Origin of the sequence: Serratia quinivorans (assembly GCF_052113645.1) — a bacterium.
GTDB classification, from domain to species: domain Bacteria; phylum Pseudomonadota; class Gammaproteobacteria; order Enterobacterales; family Enterobacteriaceae; genus Serratia; species Serratia quinivorans_B.
Map to the genome: position 1 here is coordinate 1 of NZ_JBIEIU010000003.1, position 14,684 is coordinate 14,684.

A 14,684-nucleotide genomic window follows, 5' to 3' on the forward strand; every position below is an offset into this window, starting at 1 on the left:
TAGGCTGGGTGTGTAAGTGCAGCGATGCATTGAGCTAACCAGTACTAATGATCCGTGAGGCTTAACCTTACAACACCAAAGGTGTTTTAGAGTAGACGAAAGATTTTCAGCGAAGTTCCGAGATTGGTTTCAATGGCCTGTGAGGCGGTTGAAATGAAACAGAATTTGCCTGGCGGCCATAGCGCGGTGGTCCCACCTGATCCCATGCCGAACTCAGAAGTGAAACGCCGTAGCGCCGATGGTAGTGTGGGGTCTCCCCATGCGAGAGTAGGACACTGCCAGGCATCAAATTAGTGTGCTGATATGGCTCAGTTGGTAGAGCGCACCCTTGGTAAGGGTGAGGTCCCCAGTTCGACTCTGGGTATCAGCACCACTTTATTTAAAGTGGGTTTAGAAGTTCGGCAAAAAGAATTAAAAGAATTTGCTTGGCGGCAATAGCGCGGTGGTCCCACCTGACCCCATGCCGAACTCAGAAGTGAAACGCCGTAGCGCCGATGGTAGTGTGGGGTCTCCCCATGCGAGAGTAGGACACTGCCAGGCATCAAATTAGTGTGCTGATATGGCTCAGTTGGTAGAGCGCACCCTTGGTAAGGGTGAGGTCCCCAGTTCGACTCTGGGTATCAGCACCACTTTATTTAAAGTGGGTTTAGAAGTTCGGCAAAAAGAATTAAAAGAATTTGCTTGGCGGCAATAGCGCGGTGGTCCCACCTGACCCCATGCCGAACTCAGAAGTGAAACGCCGTAGCGCCGATGGTAGTGTGGGGTCTCCCCATGCGAGAGTAGGACACTGCCAAGCATCAATTAAAGTAAAAAGCCCTGCGTGAAAACGTAGGGCTTTTTGCTTTTTATCTGCCCAAAAGTACGATCTTTCCCCAATCCCGCCGCTATGAAACATTTTCACCTTTCCGTTGAACGCTCGACATTAGGTCAAAAAAACGCTATCTTCGGGCATCTAGAAGTCTAAACGTTTAAATGGATGTGTGGGGATTAAGCAATGCCGATTCGTGTTCCTGATGAGTTACCTGCAGTAAGTTTCTTGCGCAATGAGAATGTCTTTGTGATGACATCCTCGCGGGCAAAAACACAGGAAATCAGGCCACTGAAAGTGCTGATCCTTAACCTGATGCCAAAGAAGATCGAAACGGAAAACCAGTTTTTACGCCTGCTTTCCAACTCTTCGCTGCAAATCGACATCCAGTTGCTGCGCATCGACAGCCGTGAGTCAAAGAACACGCCGGCGGAGCATCTGAACAACTTCTACTGTGATTTTGAAGACATTCAGAATGAGAACTTTGATGGCCTGATTGTGACTGGTGCCCCGCTCGGGTTGGTTGATTTCTGCGACGTAGCCTACTGGCCGCAGATTGAACGGGTGATCGACTGGGCCAAGAACCACGTCACCTCCACGCTGTTTGTCTGTTGGGCGGTACAGGCCGCATTGAACATTTTGTACGGTATCCCGAAGATGACGCGCGAAGTGAAACTCTCCGGCGTTTACCAGCACCAAACGTTGCAACAGCATGCGTTACTGACCCGCGGCTTTGATGAGACTTTCCTGGCGCCCCATTCGCGCTATGCGGATTTCCCCACCGAGATCATCCGCCAGTACACGGATCTGGATATCCTGGCGGAGTCGGAGCAAACCGGGGCTTATTTATTCGCCAGCAAGGATAAACGGCTGGCGTTCGTGACTGGGCACCCAGAGTATGATGCGCTGACGCTCGCCGGTGAGTACTGTCGCGATAACGAAGCAGGTCTCAACCCGGTAGTGCCGCTAAATTACTTCCCCGACGATAACCCCGAACTCACTCCTAAAGCCTCCTGGCGCAGCCATGGTCACCTGTTGTTCGCCAATTGGCTCAACTACTACGTTTACCAGATCACACCGTATGACCTGCGTCATATGAACCCGACCCTGGAATAACGGCTTTTGCTTTGATCGGCGGCTGAATCGAGGCCGCCGACTACACCTTTCCCCAATCTGCTCCCCTTATTTGCCTGTCTGTTTTAATAAAACTCATTGTCTAACAATCACTTAATCTAATTTTTTACAGGTAATGGAACCGGTTTCCTCACCTGTAAATATTGTTATTGTAATTAACTAGTTGATAACAAAAGGTTAATTAAATATTTAACAATAAAATGGAAATCGTTTTTGATTTTTATTTTTAGTTGAGTATTCTTAGATCCAGTGAGATGAGATCTGACCAGTTAAGGATCATTTTATACGCCCTGATCCACACTGATTTCTGATGAAGATGTGCCGGCCTGGCTTGCAACGGCGGTACGCAATGATGGGAAGGAGCAAGACAATGACACAACAGATAGTAGGCACGGAGTTAACGTTTACGCAGGGTTTCACCGCTGCTGAGCGACAAGTGTTGACGGACGACGCGGTCGAATTCCTGGCGGAACTGGTGAGTAAATTTACTCCACAGCGCAATAAGCTTTTGGCTGCGCGCGCCTGCTGGCAGCAGAAGATCGATCAAGGCGATCTCCCGGATTTTATTTCGGAAACTGATTCCATTCGTAATGGCGAGTGGACAATCCGTGGCATACCTGAGGATCTGCGCGACCGTCGAGTCGAGATCACCGGTCCGGTTGAACGCAAGATGGTGATCAATGCCCTGAATGCCAATGTGAAGGTATTTATGGCGGACTTCGAAGACTCGCTGGCGCCGAGCTGGGACAAAGTGATCGATGGCCAAATCAACCTGCATGATGCGGTGAATGGGACCATCTCCTACACCAATGAAGCCGGCAAGATTTATCAACTGAAGCCGAACCCGGCGGTATTGATTGCACGTGTACGCGGCCTGCATTTGCCGGAGAAACACGTGCAGTGGCAGGGGGAAGCCATCCCAGGCGGCCTGTTTGATTTCGTGCTCTATTTCTTCCACAACTACCGCCAGTTGCTGGCCAAAGGCAGCGGCCCTTATTTCTACCTGCCAAAAACCCAGTCCTGGCAGGAAGCGGCCTGGTGGAGTGAGGTCTTCAGTTTTGCCGAGGATCGTTTCTCCCTGCCGCGTGGCACCATCAAAGCCACGGTGTTGATCGAAACGCTGCCGGCGGTGTTCCAGATGGACGAAATCCTCTACCACCTGCGCGATCATATTGTCGGGTTGAATTGCGGCCGTTGGGATTACATCTTCAGCTACATCAAAACGCTGAAAAACCATGCCGATCGGGTGTTGCCGGATCGTCAGTCGGTCACCATGGAGAAGTCATTCCTCAGTGCCTATTCCCGGTTGTTGATCAAGACCTGCCACAAACGCGGTGCTTTCGCCATGGGCGGCATGGCGGCGTTTATCCCGAGCAAAGATGCTGAGAAAAACGCCTGGGTGCTGAACAAGGTGCGGGCGGATAAAGAGCTGGAGGCCAATAACGGCCATGACGGCACCTGGGTAGCGCATCCGGGGCTGGCAGATACCGTCATGGAAGTCTTCAGCAGAGTGCTCGGTGAACGCCGTAATCAGTTGGAAGTCCTGCGTGAAAATGATGCGCCGATCAGCGCCGCGCAGTTGCTGGAACCTTGTGATGGCGAACGGACCGAAGCCGGCATGCGCGCCAATATCCGCGTGGCGGTGCAATACATTGAAGCCTGGATCTCCGGCAATGGCTGCGTGCCCATTTACGGCCTGATGGAAGATGCGGCGACGGCGGAAATCTCCCGTACCTCAATCTGGCAATGGATCCACCACGAGAAGAGCCTGAGCGATGGCCAGTTGGTCACCAAGGCGCTGTTCCGCCAGATGCTGAAAGAAGAGATGTTGGTGGTACGTGAAGAATTGGGTGAGGCGCGTTTTAACGCCGGCCGTTTCGAAGAAGCTGCACGCCTGATGGAGCGCATCACGACACAAGACGAATTAATCGATTTTCTGACTTTACCCGGCTACGAGCTCCTGGCCTGAATCCGTTCCTGACCATTAACCCTACATTATTGAAAAGGATAAAAATTATGTCTACCTCTCGTGCTCAACAGATTCAACAACTGGAACAGGAATGGAAATCGGCTCGCTGGGAAGGCATCACCCGCCCATACAGCGCTGAAGATGTGATTAATCTGCGCGGCTCGGTGAACCCGGCCTGCACGCTGGCGCAGAACGGTGCCGCCAAGCTGTGGGAGTTGCTGCACGGTAAATCACGCAAAGGTTATGTCAACAGCCTGGGGGCGCTGACCGGCGGTCAGGCGTTGCAGCAGGCCAAGGCCGGCATTGAGGCGATTTACCTGTCTGGCTGGCAGGTTGCTGCGGATGCCAACACCGCGTCAGCCATGTACCCGGACCAATCGCTGTACCCGGTGGATTCGGTACCGGCAGTGGTTAAACGTATCAACAATACTTTCCGCCGCGCTGACCAAATCCAATGGGCCAACAAAATTGAACCGGGCAGCAAGGGCTACACCGATTACTTCCTGCCGATCGTGGCCGATGCCGAAGCTGGCTTTGGCGGCGTGCTGAACGCTTTTGAACTGATGAAGGCGATGATTGAAGCCGGTGCTGCCGGGGTGCATTTCGAAGACCAACTGGCGGCGGTGAAAAAGTGCGGTCATATGGGCGGCAAAGTGCTGGTGCCAACCCAGGAAGCGATTCAGAAGCTGGTTGCCGCGCGTCTGGCTGCTGACGTGCTCGGTGTTCCCACCTTGGTCATTGCGCGTACCGATGCCGATGCCGCCGATTTGCTGACTTCAGACTGCGATCCTTACGACAGCGAGTTTGTTTCCGGCGAGCGTACTGCAGAAGGTTTCTTCCGCACCCATGCCGGTATCGAGCAAGCGATCAGTCGTGGCCTGGCGTATTGCCCGTACGCCGACCTGGTGTGGTGCGAAACGTCCACTCCGGATCTGCAGGCTGCCAAGCGTTTCGCCGACGCCATTCATGCCAAATTCCCGGGCAAACTGCTGGCATACAACTGTTCACCGTCGTTCAACTGGAAAAAGAACCTGGACGATCAGACGATTGCCCGCTTCCAGGAAGAACTGTCGGCGATGGGCTACAAATACCAGTTCATCACGCTGGCGGGCATCCACAGCATGTGGTTCAACATGTTCGACCTGGCGCACGCTTATGCGCAGGGCGAAGGTATGAAGCACTACGTCGAGAAAGTGCAGAAACCGGAATTCGACGCGGTTTCGCGCGGTTACACCTTCGCTTCGCACCAACAGGAAGTGGGGACCGGCTATTTCGACAAGGTCACTACCATCATTCAGGGCGGCGCCTCTTCGGTAACGGCGCTGACCGGTTCGACGGAAGAACAGCAGTTCTGAGGCGGCAACGCTGAAAAAGTCTACCCAAGGGCCTGCTAATGCAGGCTCTCAGACTGCTGACAAAGTCGCTTGTTATTAACATCAGGATCTGAGCACTACTAAAAACAAAGGATTAGATCTTCTGCGTTGCCCCAAACATCCGAAAATCCCATTTTTCGAGTGTTTGTCATCAAACTAGGGGCCTGCTAATGCAGGCTCTGTTTTCTGGCGGGAGGTAAGGATGGCGGCGAAACTGGAGTTGTTGATCGCACAGACGATACTGCAGGGCTTTGATGCGCAATACGGCCGCTTCCTGGAAGTGACCGCCGGTGCTCAGCAGCGTTTTGAGCGAGCGGACTGGCCGGCGGTACAACAGGCGATGAAAAAGCGTATTCACCTGTATGACCATCACGTCGGCCTGGTGGTGGAGCAACTGAAGTGCATCACCGGGCAAAAGTACTTTGATGCGGATTTCCCCAGCCGGGTGAAGGCGGTGTATACCGACCTGTTGCCGGAATACCCTCGCTTTGAGATCGCCGAAAGCTTCTTTAATTCGGTTTACTGCCGGTTGTTCAAACACCGCGATCTGACGCCGGAAAAGCTGTTCGTTTTCAGCTCTCAGCCTGAAGGCCGCTTTCGCGATATTCCGCGTCCTCTGTCGCGTAATTTCATCGCTAACGGTGATGTGTCGGCGATGCTGTACAACCTGCTGACGGATTTACCCCTGCGGCTGCCTTGGGAAAACCTGCCGCGCGATATTCATTACATCACTCTGGCGTTGCAACAGAGTTTTAGCGCGCAACAGTTGGCGGGGGCGACGTTCCAGATCGCCAATGAGCTGTTTTACCGCAACAAGGCCGCCTGGCTGGTGGGTAAGCTGCGGGTGGCGGATACGGTCTATCCTTTCCTGCTGCCGATCCATCACAGTGATTCCGGTGCCTTGTTTATCGATACCTGCCTGACCAGCAAGGCCGAGGCCAGTATCGTATTCGGTTTCGCGCGTTCTTACTTTATGGTGTATGCGCCGCTACCGGCAGCGCTGGTCGAGTGGCTGCGCGAGATCCTGCCGGGCAAAACCACCGCCGAGCTGTATATGGCGATTGGTTGCCAGAAGCATGGAAAAACGGAATGTTACCGTGAATACCTGACGTTTATGGCCGGTTCGCAGGAGCAATTTATCATCGCGCCGGGGGTTAAAGGCATGGTGATGCTGGTGTTTACTCTGCCGTCGTTCGATCGGGTGTTCAAGGTAATCAAGGATGAGTTCGCACCGCAAAAAGAGGTGACGCAGGCACAGGTGATGGCCTGCTACCAACTGGTGAAAGAGCACGACCGCGTGGGGCGCATGGCGGATACCCAGGAGTACGAAAATTTTGTCGTCGACAAGGCGCGCCTGAGTCCGGAGCTTCTGGCCGAATTGCAGCGCGAAGTGCCGGACAAGTTGGAAGATCTGGGCGATCGCATCGTGATCAAACATCTGTATATGGAACGGCGCATGACGCCGCTGAATCTGTATCTGGAACAGGCCAATGAGCAGCAGATGCGCGACGCGATAGAAGAGTACGGCAATGCGATCAAACAGCTGGCCGCCGCCAATATCTTCCCCGGCGATATGCTGTTCAAGAACTTCGGCGTGACCCGACACGGGCGGGTGGTGTTTTACGATTACGACGAAATTTGCTACATGACCGAGGTGAATTTCCGCGACATTCCGCCGCCGCGCTATCCGGAAGATGAATTGGCCAGCGAGCCGTGGTACAGCGTGTCGGCAAATGACGTATTTCCGGAGGAGTTCAGGCATTTCCTGTGTGGCGATCGTCGCATCCGACAGGTGTTTGAAGAGCTGCACAGCGACTTGTTCGAGGCCGATTACTGGCGCGGGCTGCAGCGGCGCATCCGCGATGGGCATGTGGAAGATGTCTTCGCTTACCGCAAAAAACGGCGTTTCAGCCAGCGCAGTGGGCTGGAGCTGCCAGCGACTTCGGCGGCAACCTAAGGGCGCGGCTGTTCATCGGCCGCGCCCAATCGTATTAGGCTTTTGCACCCGCAACGGCAGTGCGCGCCAGTTCTGTGATACGCGCGTAGTCGCCGCTTTCCAGCGCATCCGCCGGCACCAGCCAGGAGCCGCCGATGCACAGCACGCTTTTCAGCGCCAGATAGTCACGATAGTTGTTCGGTGAAATACCGCCGGTTGGACAGAAACGTACCTGTGGGAACGGGCCGCCGATCGCCTGCAGAGCCTTCACGCCACCGTTGGCTTCCGCCGGGAAGAATTTAAACTCACGCAACCCATGGTCCATGCCCAACATCAGTTCAGACACGGTGCTGATACCCGGAATTAATGGGATCGAACCGGCAGTGGCCGCTTTCAGCAGATCGGCGGTCAGGCCCGGGCTGATGGCGAATTGAGCGCCGGCATCGGTCACTTCCTGCAGTTGCTGCGGATTGATAACGGTACCGGCACCGATGATGGCATCCGGAACTTCTTTGGCAATGGCGCGGATCGCATCCATCGCGCAGGCGGTACGCAGCGTCACTTCCAATACCCGGACGCCGCCGGCCACCAGGGCTTTCGCCAGGGGGACTGCGTGTTCCAACTTGTTGATGACGATCACCGGGACTACCGGGCCGGCCATCAGGATCTGCTCTGCGCTTGTCTTCCAATTGTTCATTAACGGTTCTCTCCAGTTATGGCCGCCGCCGCCAGGCTGCACGGCCATGCTATCGGTTAAAATTTAATGCAGCAGGCGCCCTGTTCGGCACCGGAAAGTTGGCTGCGCAACGCGCCGAACAGTTCACGGCCGCAGCCGATATGTTCTGCACTCAGATCTGGCTGATAAGGCGCTCGTTGGGCCAGAATGTCGGCATCGACCAACAAGGCCAATTCGCCGGTGCGGCCGTTCACACGGATCACATCACCGTCTTGTACCTTGGCCAGCATACCGCCGGTATAAGCTTCCGGGGTCACGTGGATGGCGGACGGTACCTTGCCGGAAGCGCCTGACAAACGGCCATCGGTGACCAACGCGACTTTAAATCCGCGGTCCATCAAAACACCCAACGGCGGCATCAGTTTGTGCAGCTCGGGCATGCCGTTGGCCTGCGGCCCCTGGAAACGCACCACCACTACGCAGTCGCGATCCAGCTTACCGGCTTCAAACGCCGGCACGATGTCATGCTGGCTTTCAAATATCACCGCCGGTGCTTCGATAATCTGATTATCTGCCGGTACCGCCGAGGTTTTCATTACCGCCCGGCCAAGGTTGCCCGCCAATACCTTGGTGCCGCCGTGATGTTCGAAAGGCTCGGCGATGCTGGCGATCACTTTGGGATCCAGCGAGCTTTCCGTTCCCTCGCGCCAGGCCAGTTGGCCGTTATCCAGCCATGGCTCCTGGGTGTAGCGCGTCAGGCCAAAACCGGCCACGGTGTGCACGTCTTCGTGCAGCAGGCCGTGTTTTAGCAGCTCACGTACCACCAGAGCGACGCCGCCCGATGCCTGGAACTGATTGATGTCTGCCGGGCCGTTCGGATAGATGCGGCACAGTAGCGGCACGGCGTCCGACAACTCGGAGAAGTCATCCCAGTTGATGATAATGCCGGCGGCGCGTGCCATCGCGACCATATGCATGGTCAGATTAGTGGAGCCGCCGGTGGCCAGCAGCGCAACAATGCCGTTCACCACCACTTTTTCATCCACCAGTTTGCCTATCGGCAGATAGTTGCCGGCGGTTTCGGTCAGGCGAGTGACCTGGCGCGCGGCAGCGTCGGTCAACGCATCGCGCAGCGGAGTGTCCGGGTGGACGAAGGAGGCGCCCGGCAGGTGCAGGCCCATCACTTCCATCACCATCTGGTTAGTGTTGGCGGTGCCGTAAAAAGTGCAGGTACCGATGCCGTGATACGAGGCGGCTTCGGCTTCCAGCAGCGCCAGGCGGTCGGCCTTGCCTTCGGCGTACAGTTGGCGTACGCGCACTTTCTCTTTGTTCGGCAAGCCGCTGCTCATTGGGCCGGCAGGCACAAACAACGATGGCAAATGGCCAAAGGACAGGGCGGACATCACCAGGCCCGGCACGATTTTGTCGCAGATGCCGAGAAACAGCGCACCGTCGAACATATTGTGTGACAGGCCAATGGCTGAGGACATGGCAATCACGTCGCGGCTCATCAACGACAGCTCCATGCCATCCTGCCCTTGGGTCACGCCGTCGCACATCGCCGGTACCCCCCCTGCCACCTGACCGACAGCGCCCACCGCGTGCAGCGCCTGTTTCAGCCGTTGCGGGTAGTTTTCGTAGGGCTGGTGGGCGGACAGCATGTCGTTATAGGCGGTAATGATGGCGATATCGCTGCGCACCATGTTTTTCAATGCGGCTTTGTCATCCGGCTGGCAGGCGGCAAAGCCGTGCGCCAGGTTGCCGCAGGCCAATTGTGCGCGGTGTACGGTTTGTGAACGAGCCGTTTCAATACGTGCCAGATAGGCCGCGCGGCTCTGTTTGGAACGGTCGATAATGCGTTGCGTGACACGGGATAGGGTGGGATTAATCATACCTTCCTCACATGGCTATTGTTATAGACGCCGCCTGTGGCGGTGCCCCCGGAGGTAGATTGCAGCCCTGATGTGCAAAGGCCGGGGGCGGAGTTATGTCGTTATTGTTTTTAGAACAGGGTGAAAGCGATCATGCCGATGATGCCGCCCACGCAGCCAAGGAGGGTTTCCATCACCGTCCAGGTTTTTAGCGTTTGCAGTTCATTGGCACCGGTAAATTTGCCGAACAGCCAGAAACCGGCGTCGTTGACGTGGCTGAGTACGATCGAACCGCCGGCAATGCAGATAGCCAGCGCGGCCAGTTGTCCGCCGCCGAGACCCAGTTGGCTGGTTACCGGCAGCACCAGGCCGACGGTGGTCAGACAGGCAACGGTGGCGGATCCCTGGATCACACGCACCATGGCCGACAGCGCAAAGGCGGCTACGGCGATCGGCAGGCCGGTGCCAATCATGGCGTCCCCCAGTGCCGGGCCTACGCCGGAATCCACCAGGATCTGTTTGAATACGCCACCGGCGCCGGTCATCAGCAGGATGATCCCGGCAGGCTGCACCGCTGCCGAGCAGATGGCCAGCGTTTGCTCGTTGGTCATGCCGCGTGGTTTCGCCAGGCCGTAAATCACGATCAGGCAGGCGATCAAAATGGCGGTGAACGGGTGGCCGATAAACTCCAGCCACTGCTGCAGCTGCGAACCCGGGGTGACCAGGCGTGCACCAATGGTTTTCATGCCAACCAGCACCAGCGGGCAGAGTACCAGTGCCAGGCTAAAGCCAAATGACGGCAGGTTGCCCTTGTTGAGCGTCGGTTCGCTTTCATCCGCCGGCATGGGCCAGTTAACGAAGCGGCTGATAAAGCTGCCGTACAATGGGCCGGCAATCAGCATGCCGAGAATGGCGGCGACCAGGCCGATGGCGATCATCCAGCCGAAGTCGGCCTTCATTTGCGCGGCCAGCAGCATCGGCACCGGTCCCGGCAACAGGAACGACGCGGCGGCGGCGACCCCGGCGAACAGTGGGATGGCCAGCTTGACGATATTGCCGTCAGTGCGGCGTGCTACGGCGAACACGATGCCTATCAGCAGGACTACCGCCACGTCAAAGAACAGCGGCAGGGCGCAGATCAACCCGGCGATGCCGAGAGCATAATGGGCCTTGCTTTGGCCGAAACGTTTCAGCAAATGTGCCGCAATTTGATCGAGTGCACCGACCTCATGCAGTATCTTGCCGAACATGGCGCCCAGCGCCACTACGATAGCCAAAAAGCCCAGCGTATCGCCCATGCCTTTCTGCATGGTATCGGCGATGCGGTCCAGCGGCATGCCGGAGAAAATCCCGGCAGCGATAGACACCAGCATTAACGCGACGAAGGCGTGCATGCGCGCCTTCATCACCAAAAACAGCAATAATAGAACCGAACCGACTGCGGTACCGACCAGCGTTACAGTATTCACGCGCACACGTCCTGTGGCAGGAAACTCTGAATGTGTCGTACGGTATCGGCGATCACATTTTCCAGTGGCTGATTGATGTCGACGGACATGACGTCGCTTTCATCCGCCCCCGGCTGCTCCAGCGCCGCGAACTGCGTCACCAACATTTGCGGTTTGAAGAAGTGGCCGTTACGCGCGGCCAGGCGGGCTTCAATGACCGGGAAGTCGCCGTGCAGATAGATGAACGACAGGTTGCCGTTACCGGCGCGCAGACGATCGCGGTAGTGCTTTTTCAGCGCCGAACAGACGATGACCGAGACATTATTGGTGCGCTGCATGGCAAAAGCGGCGTCGTTGAGTGCGGCCAGCCACGGGGCGCGATCGTCATCATTCAGCGGTTCGCCGGCGGCCATTTTCAGGATATTGCTGCGAGGATGCAGAAAATCACCGTCGAGGAATCCGGCAGACAGTTGGCGGGCCGCTGCGGCGGCCACGGCGGACTTGCCGCTGCCGGAAACGCCCATAATGACGTAAATACGGTTTTGATTATTGGTCATGGCATAGCTCCAAAACGACGAGTGGCGTTACCCTGCACAGGTTGTTACCGGTAACATGTTATCGGTAACATTGTCGAAGGAAGTTTCGCCGGTTGCAATCGGCTTCCCTTAGCAAAGTTATTATTTGTGATCGACTTCAACTATTTCAGGCTGAACCCGGGCACCAACCTTGTGGGGGTTGGACAGGGGGCATGCGCCACGGTGGGGCCATCGGCATAGAGAAAGGCTTGCGCAACTCATGTTTGCGCAAGCCTGGGGGATTTTTATGATGCTGGCTTTGGTCTTGTGAGACGCTTGGTCAGTATCGGCGTTTATTTGCTGCCTTGCTTTTCTGCTAATAAACGGTCGATTTCCAACTTGGCTTCATGGAATTGCTTTTGATATTCCGGGCTGGCCTGCAAGCGGGCGAAGGCTCCGGCGGCCAGGAAGCGACCGGCGTTAACATCGCTTTCCCAATGTACGCCGCAAATGAGACGGCTGCGGCCAAACTCATAGCCTTTTTTCATTAGTGGGGTCGCCAGTTGCGGCTCCATTGCGGTTAACGTCATTGCCCACATCATCCCGGTGACCGCGTGGCCGGAGGGATAAGAACCACCATCGTTACTCAACGCATTATGCTCTTTGGGCGTGCAGCTATCGATACGCAATGCCGAATAAGGGCGAATGCGGCTAAAGGCTTTCTTGGTATCGTTGGAGGCATAACCCGCATCGGTAAAGACACGGCTGAGTAGCAGGTGCAAATGAGGCGTATTTTTGCGTGAAACGGTGATGCCCAGCGCCGGTGAGAATGCGCTACCAATATGGTTGAAGGAGAGTTTGGCATCTTCGATCGCCAACTTGCCACGCGGTGTATCACGCAGTTTTCGCAATTCATGGAACGTCTCGATATCGCTTTGTGCGGCAGCGGAATGCTCTTTTGGCGGCGGCGGCAGGATTTTTGCGCCATCAGGGTAATCTGCCGGCGTCAGATAACCATTGATCCAACCTTTGATATAAGGGGAAAAACCCACATTCGGGTAACCGATATCGCTATAATCGGTGCGCCAGGTTTCTGCAGGATCGTTATTGGGTGCAGTATCATCGTTGGCCTGGGCGGTGGATAAAAATGCCGTAGATCCCAAGAGTAATATCAGCGCGGCAAGGTGCTTTGAGCTGAGTGTATTTTTATTTTTCCCTATTTTCATTATGTTTCCCTCGTGGTTATATTATTTTTTTACAAGCCATTCAATCTAAATCAGTACGGTTAATTAACGACGAACAACCCTAAGAAATACAGAATATTCAATATAATTCCGCATATTATGGTGGCAACTACCGGTGCGGCAATTTTCAATATAGGGCGACCCAGCGCTTCGTTAAGGAAGTAAAGTGCGGCGGTGATGCTGAATCCGGTATAACCCGCCATCTTGATGGAGGCAAAAATAGCGCCGATCAACAAGGCGAATTCCATCAACATGTTCATGGCATTGCGGATGCTGTCGGAGGCATTACGGACCGAGGGATAATGGCTTAGCCAGCGGCCGATAGTCCGCAACAGCAGCACTTCCAGGGTGATGGTCAATGCGCCGAAAATGGCGGCTAACCAAGGCGAGGGTGCCAGATAGCCCACGGTAAAGACGAAGGTAAAGCCGGCGACGGCGTACACGCCAGTGGCCAGTGCGGTGGTGGCGATGAGCGGAATAAAGCCTAACCCGCGCATAAATTCAGCCAGCGCGGCCTGATTCACCAATGCGGCAGACTCCTCCGGTGATACGCCGGGTGCCCAGGCTTTCGCCAAGGTGTAGATCGAAACTTCAGACCCCCCAAACAATTTTAGACTGGCAACGGTCGAGATCAGCGCGCCGGTAATGGCGAGCAGCGGCAGGTTCTTGATAATACGTGAGGTTCTTTCCTCGAAAACAGAGGTGCCATGGTTTTCTTCATGATGCTTGCGCTGTGAGATATCACGAAATATCGCAATCCCCAGCAACATCACCATCCCGACGAAAATCTCAATGGATTCCGGGAAAAGCGAAGGATAAAAACGCACGACAATCACGCGAGACATCAATACGACGACTGCGGCCAACAGGCTATGGCGCCAACCGAACTGATAGAAAATGGCCACCAGCGGGAACAGGGCAAAAGCCGAAATGACCGGGCTGGAAAGCTCGCCCAACGAACCGAGAATATCGACCGGAAGAGCGGTCAACAGGGTGTTGATCGGCACCAGACTGGTTAAGACCAACACGCCCCAGGCCATTCCCAAAGCGAAAGCCAGATAACTGTTAAAGGCCAGGACGCCGATGATATCGGTGGGTAAAAACAGCAGCCAACTGTTCAACAGACCGGTGGATAGGGTAAAGGAGATCCCGACGGAGGCCACGAAGCCGATGCTCAGGCCAAATGCAATGCTCCCGGCTTCGCGGCGATTCATATTCCCTTCCACCAATTGCGGCAGAATCGGACGAATACCGTCGTGGAATACGGCCACGGAGCGATGAGAAAGCAGTGAGGTCATGCCCGTAAGCAAGGCGACGATAATAATATGAAAATATTGCTCCATGGAGGCCCCCTTTAATTCAAATGACCAATGAGGATCGGGATGGCATGTTCAACATGTTCCACCGAAAGGCCAAAGGCCACTTTCCCTTCATTAATCCAATTGACGATTTGTTGTTCTTTCGCTTGTATTCCCGGCTTGGCAATGGTGCAGCAGCGGTTGTAGCCGATAATCGCGATGGCAATGGATAACGCGGCGCCGGCACCGGTATTACAGGCTCCGATAAAATAATCCAGCTCGCCATTTTTGACTTTACTTGCCGCCTCCATATCATTTTGGATAAAACATTCGAATTTACCGGGTGCGGCAGATTCAATAGCCTGTTTGATTTGCTCGCGTTGTAAACCTGCAATACCGATCTTTTTCATTA

General features: G+C 55.2%; 11 protein-coding genes, 2 tRNA genes and 3 rRNA genes. 9 read left to right on the plus strand and 7 right to left on the minus strand.

Annotation, left to right across the window (positions count from 1 at the left end):
• Window positions 1-168: 168 nt before the first annotated feature.
• The 9 genes from rrf (ACGS9J_RS07380) (at window position 169) to aceK (ending at window position 7,241) form a co-directional block, all read left to right on the plus strand.
• Window positions 169-284, plus strand: a 5S ribosomal RNA gene (gene rrf / locus ACGS9J_RS07380).
• A gap of 13 nt (window positions 285-297) precedes the next feature.
• Window positions 298-373: transfer RNA gene (locus tag ACGS9J_RS07385), tRNA-Thr, on the plus strand.
• Between the two features lie 51 nt (window positions 374-424).
• A 5S ribosomal RNA gene (gene rrf / locus ACGS9J_RS07390) occupies window positions 425-540 on the plus strand.
• 13 nt (window positions 541-553) lie between these two features.
• A tRNA-Thr gene (locus ACGS9J_RS07395) sits at window positions 554-629 on the plus strand.
• A gap of 51 nt (window positions 630-680) precedes the next feature.
• Window positions 681-796, plus strand: a 5S ribosomal RNA gene (gene rrf, locus ACGS9J_RS07400).
• 198 nt (window positions 797-994) lie between these two features.
• Window positions 995-1,924: a homoserine O-succinyltransferase MetA gene (gene metA / locus ACGS9J_RS07405; RefSeq protein ID WP_442230318.1), complete on the plus strand. Its 930-nt coding sequence runs from the start codon at window positions 995-997 to the stop codon at window positions 1,922-1,924.
• A gap of 388 nt (window positions 1,925-2,312) precedes the next feature.
• Entirely contained in the window at window positions 2,313-3,911 is a 1,599-nt protein-coding gene (aceB, locus tag ACGS9J_RS07410; protein ID WP_442230319.1) for a malate synthase A, read from the plus strand.
• A gap of 47 nt (window positions 3,912-3,958) precedes the next feature.
• Window positions 3,959-5,266 carry an isocitrate lyase gene (aceA, locus tag ACGS9J_RS07415; protein ID WP_442230320.1) on the plus strand — a complete coding sequence of 436 codons (1,308 nt, stop codon included), beginning with the start codon at window positions 3,959-3,961 and terminating at the stop codon, window positions 5,264-5,266.
• A 220-nt stretch (window positions 5,267-5,486) separates the two neighbouring features.
• A complete protein-coding gene (gene aceK, locus ACGS9J_RS07420; protein WP_442230321.1) occupies window positions 5,487-7,241 on the plus strand; it encodes a bifunctional isocitrate dehydrogenase kinase/phosphatase in 1,755 nt (584 codons plus the stop codon).
• Between the two features lie 34 nt (window positions 7,242-7,275).
• Here aceK and ACGS9J_RS07425 read toward each other — a convergent pair whose 3' ends face one another.
• The 7 genes from ACGS9J_RS07425 to ACGS9J_RS07455 all read right to left on the minus strand — a co-directional run bounded on the left by ACGS9J_RS07425 (window position 7,276) and on the right by ACGS9J_RS07455 (window position 14,682).
• Window positions 7,276-7,917 (minus strand): bifunctional 4-hydroxy-2-oxoglutarate aldolase/2-dehydro-3-deoxy-phosphogluconate aldolase, encoded by a 642-nt coding sequence (locus ACGS9J_RS07425; RefSeq protein ID WP_442230322.1) that lies wholly within the window; start codon window positions 7,915-7,917, stop codon window positions 7,276-7,278.
• Window positions 7,918-7,973: 56 nt separating this feature from the next.
• Complete coding sequence (edd, locus tag ACGS9J_RS07430; protein WP_442230323.1) at window positions 7,974-9,788, minus strand: phosphogluconate dehydratase; 1,815 nt, start codon at window positions 9,786-9,788, stop codon at window positions 7,974-7,976.
• A 110-nt stretch (window positions 9,789-9,898) separates the two neighbouring features.
• Window positions 9,899-11,236: a gluconate transporter gene (gene gntU / locus ACGS9J_RS07435; RefSeq protein ID WP_442230324.1), complete on the minus strand. Its 1,338-nt coding sequence runs from the start codon at window positions 11,234-11,236 to the stop codon at window positions 9,899-9,901.
• Window positions 11,233-11,772, minus strand: a complete 540-nt coding sequence (gene gntK / locus ACGS9J_RS07440) for a gluconokinase (protein WP_442230325.1) — start codon at window positions 11,770-11,772, stop codon at window positions 11,233-11,235. The genes gntU and gntK overlap by 4 nt, the downstream gene beginning before the upstream one ends.
• A gap of 311 nt (window positions 11,773-12,083) precedes the next feature.
• Window positions 12,084-12,956: an acid phosphatase gene (locus ACGS9J_RS07445; RefSeq protein ID WP_442230326.1), complete on the minus strand. Its 873-nt coding sequence runs from the start codon at window positions 12,954-12,956 to the stop codon at window positions 12,084-12,086.
• Window positions 12,957-13,015: 59 nt separating this feature from the next.
• Entirely contained in the window at window positions 13,016-14,317 is a 1,302-nt protein-coding gene (locus ACGS9J_RS07450) for a YhfT family protein (RefSeq protein ID WP_442230327.1), read from the minus strand.
• 11 nt (window positions 14,318-14,328) lie between these two features.
• A complete protein-coding gene (locus tag ACGS9J_RS07455; RefSeq protein WP_442230328.1) occupies window positions 14,329-14,682 on the minus strand; it encodes a DUF2620 domain-containing protein in 354 nt (117 codons plus the stop codon).
• Window positions 14,683-14,684 lie beyond the last annotated feature (2 nt).

What these genes read in the sequence shown, in the direction of transcription:
- ACGS9J_RS07445 (WP_442230326.1), bottom strand. Translation starts at nt 12,956, where the DNA reads ATGAAAATAGGGAAAAATAAAAATACACTCAGCTCAAAGCACCTTGCC.
- ACGS9J_RS07425 (WP_442230322.1), bottom strand. Translation starts at nt 7,917, where the DNA reads ATGAACAATTGGAAGACAAGCGCAGAGCAGATCCTGATGGCCGGCCCG.
- edd (WP_442230323.1), bottom strand. Translation starts at nt 9,788, where the DNA reads ATGATTAATCCCACCCTATCCCGTGTCACGCAACGCATTATCGACCGT.
- gntK (WP_442230325.1), bottom strand. Translation starts at nt 11,772, where the DNA reads ATGACCAATAATCAAAACCGTATTTACGTCATTATGGGCGTTTCCGGC.
- aceA (WP_442230320.1), top strand. Translation starts at nt 3,959, where the DNA reads ATGTCTACCTCTCGTGCTCAACAGATTCAACAACTGGAACAGGAATGG.
- aceB (WP_442230319.1), top strand. Translation starts at nt 2,313, where the DNA reads ATGACACAACAGATAGTAGGCACGGAGTTAACGTTTACGCAGGGTTTC.
- metA (WP_442230318.1), top strand. Translation starts at nt 995, where the DNA reads ATGCCGATTCGTGTTCCTGATGAGTTACCTGCAGTAAGTTTCTTGCGC.
- ACGS9J_RS07455 (WP_442230328.1), bottom strand. Translation starts at nt 14,682, where the DNA reads ATGAAAAAGATCGGTATTGCAGGTTTACAACGCGAGCAAATCAAACAG.
- ACGS9J_RS07450 (WP_442230327.1), bottom strand. Translation starts at nt 14,317, where the DNA reads ATGGAGCAATATTTTCATATTATTATCGTCGCCTTGCTTACGGGCATG.
- aceK (WP_442230321.1), top strand. Translation starts at nt 5,487, where the DNA reads ATGGCGGCGAAACTGGAGTTGTTGATCGCACAGACGATACTGCAGGGC.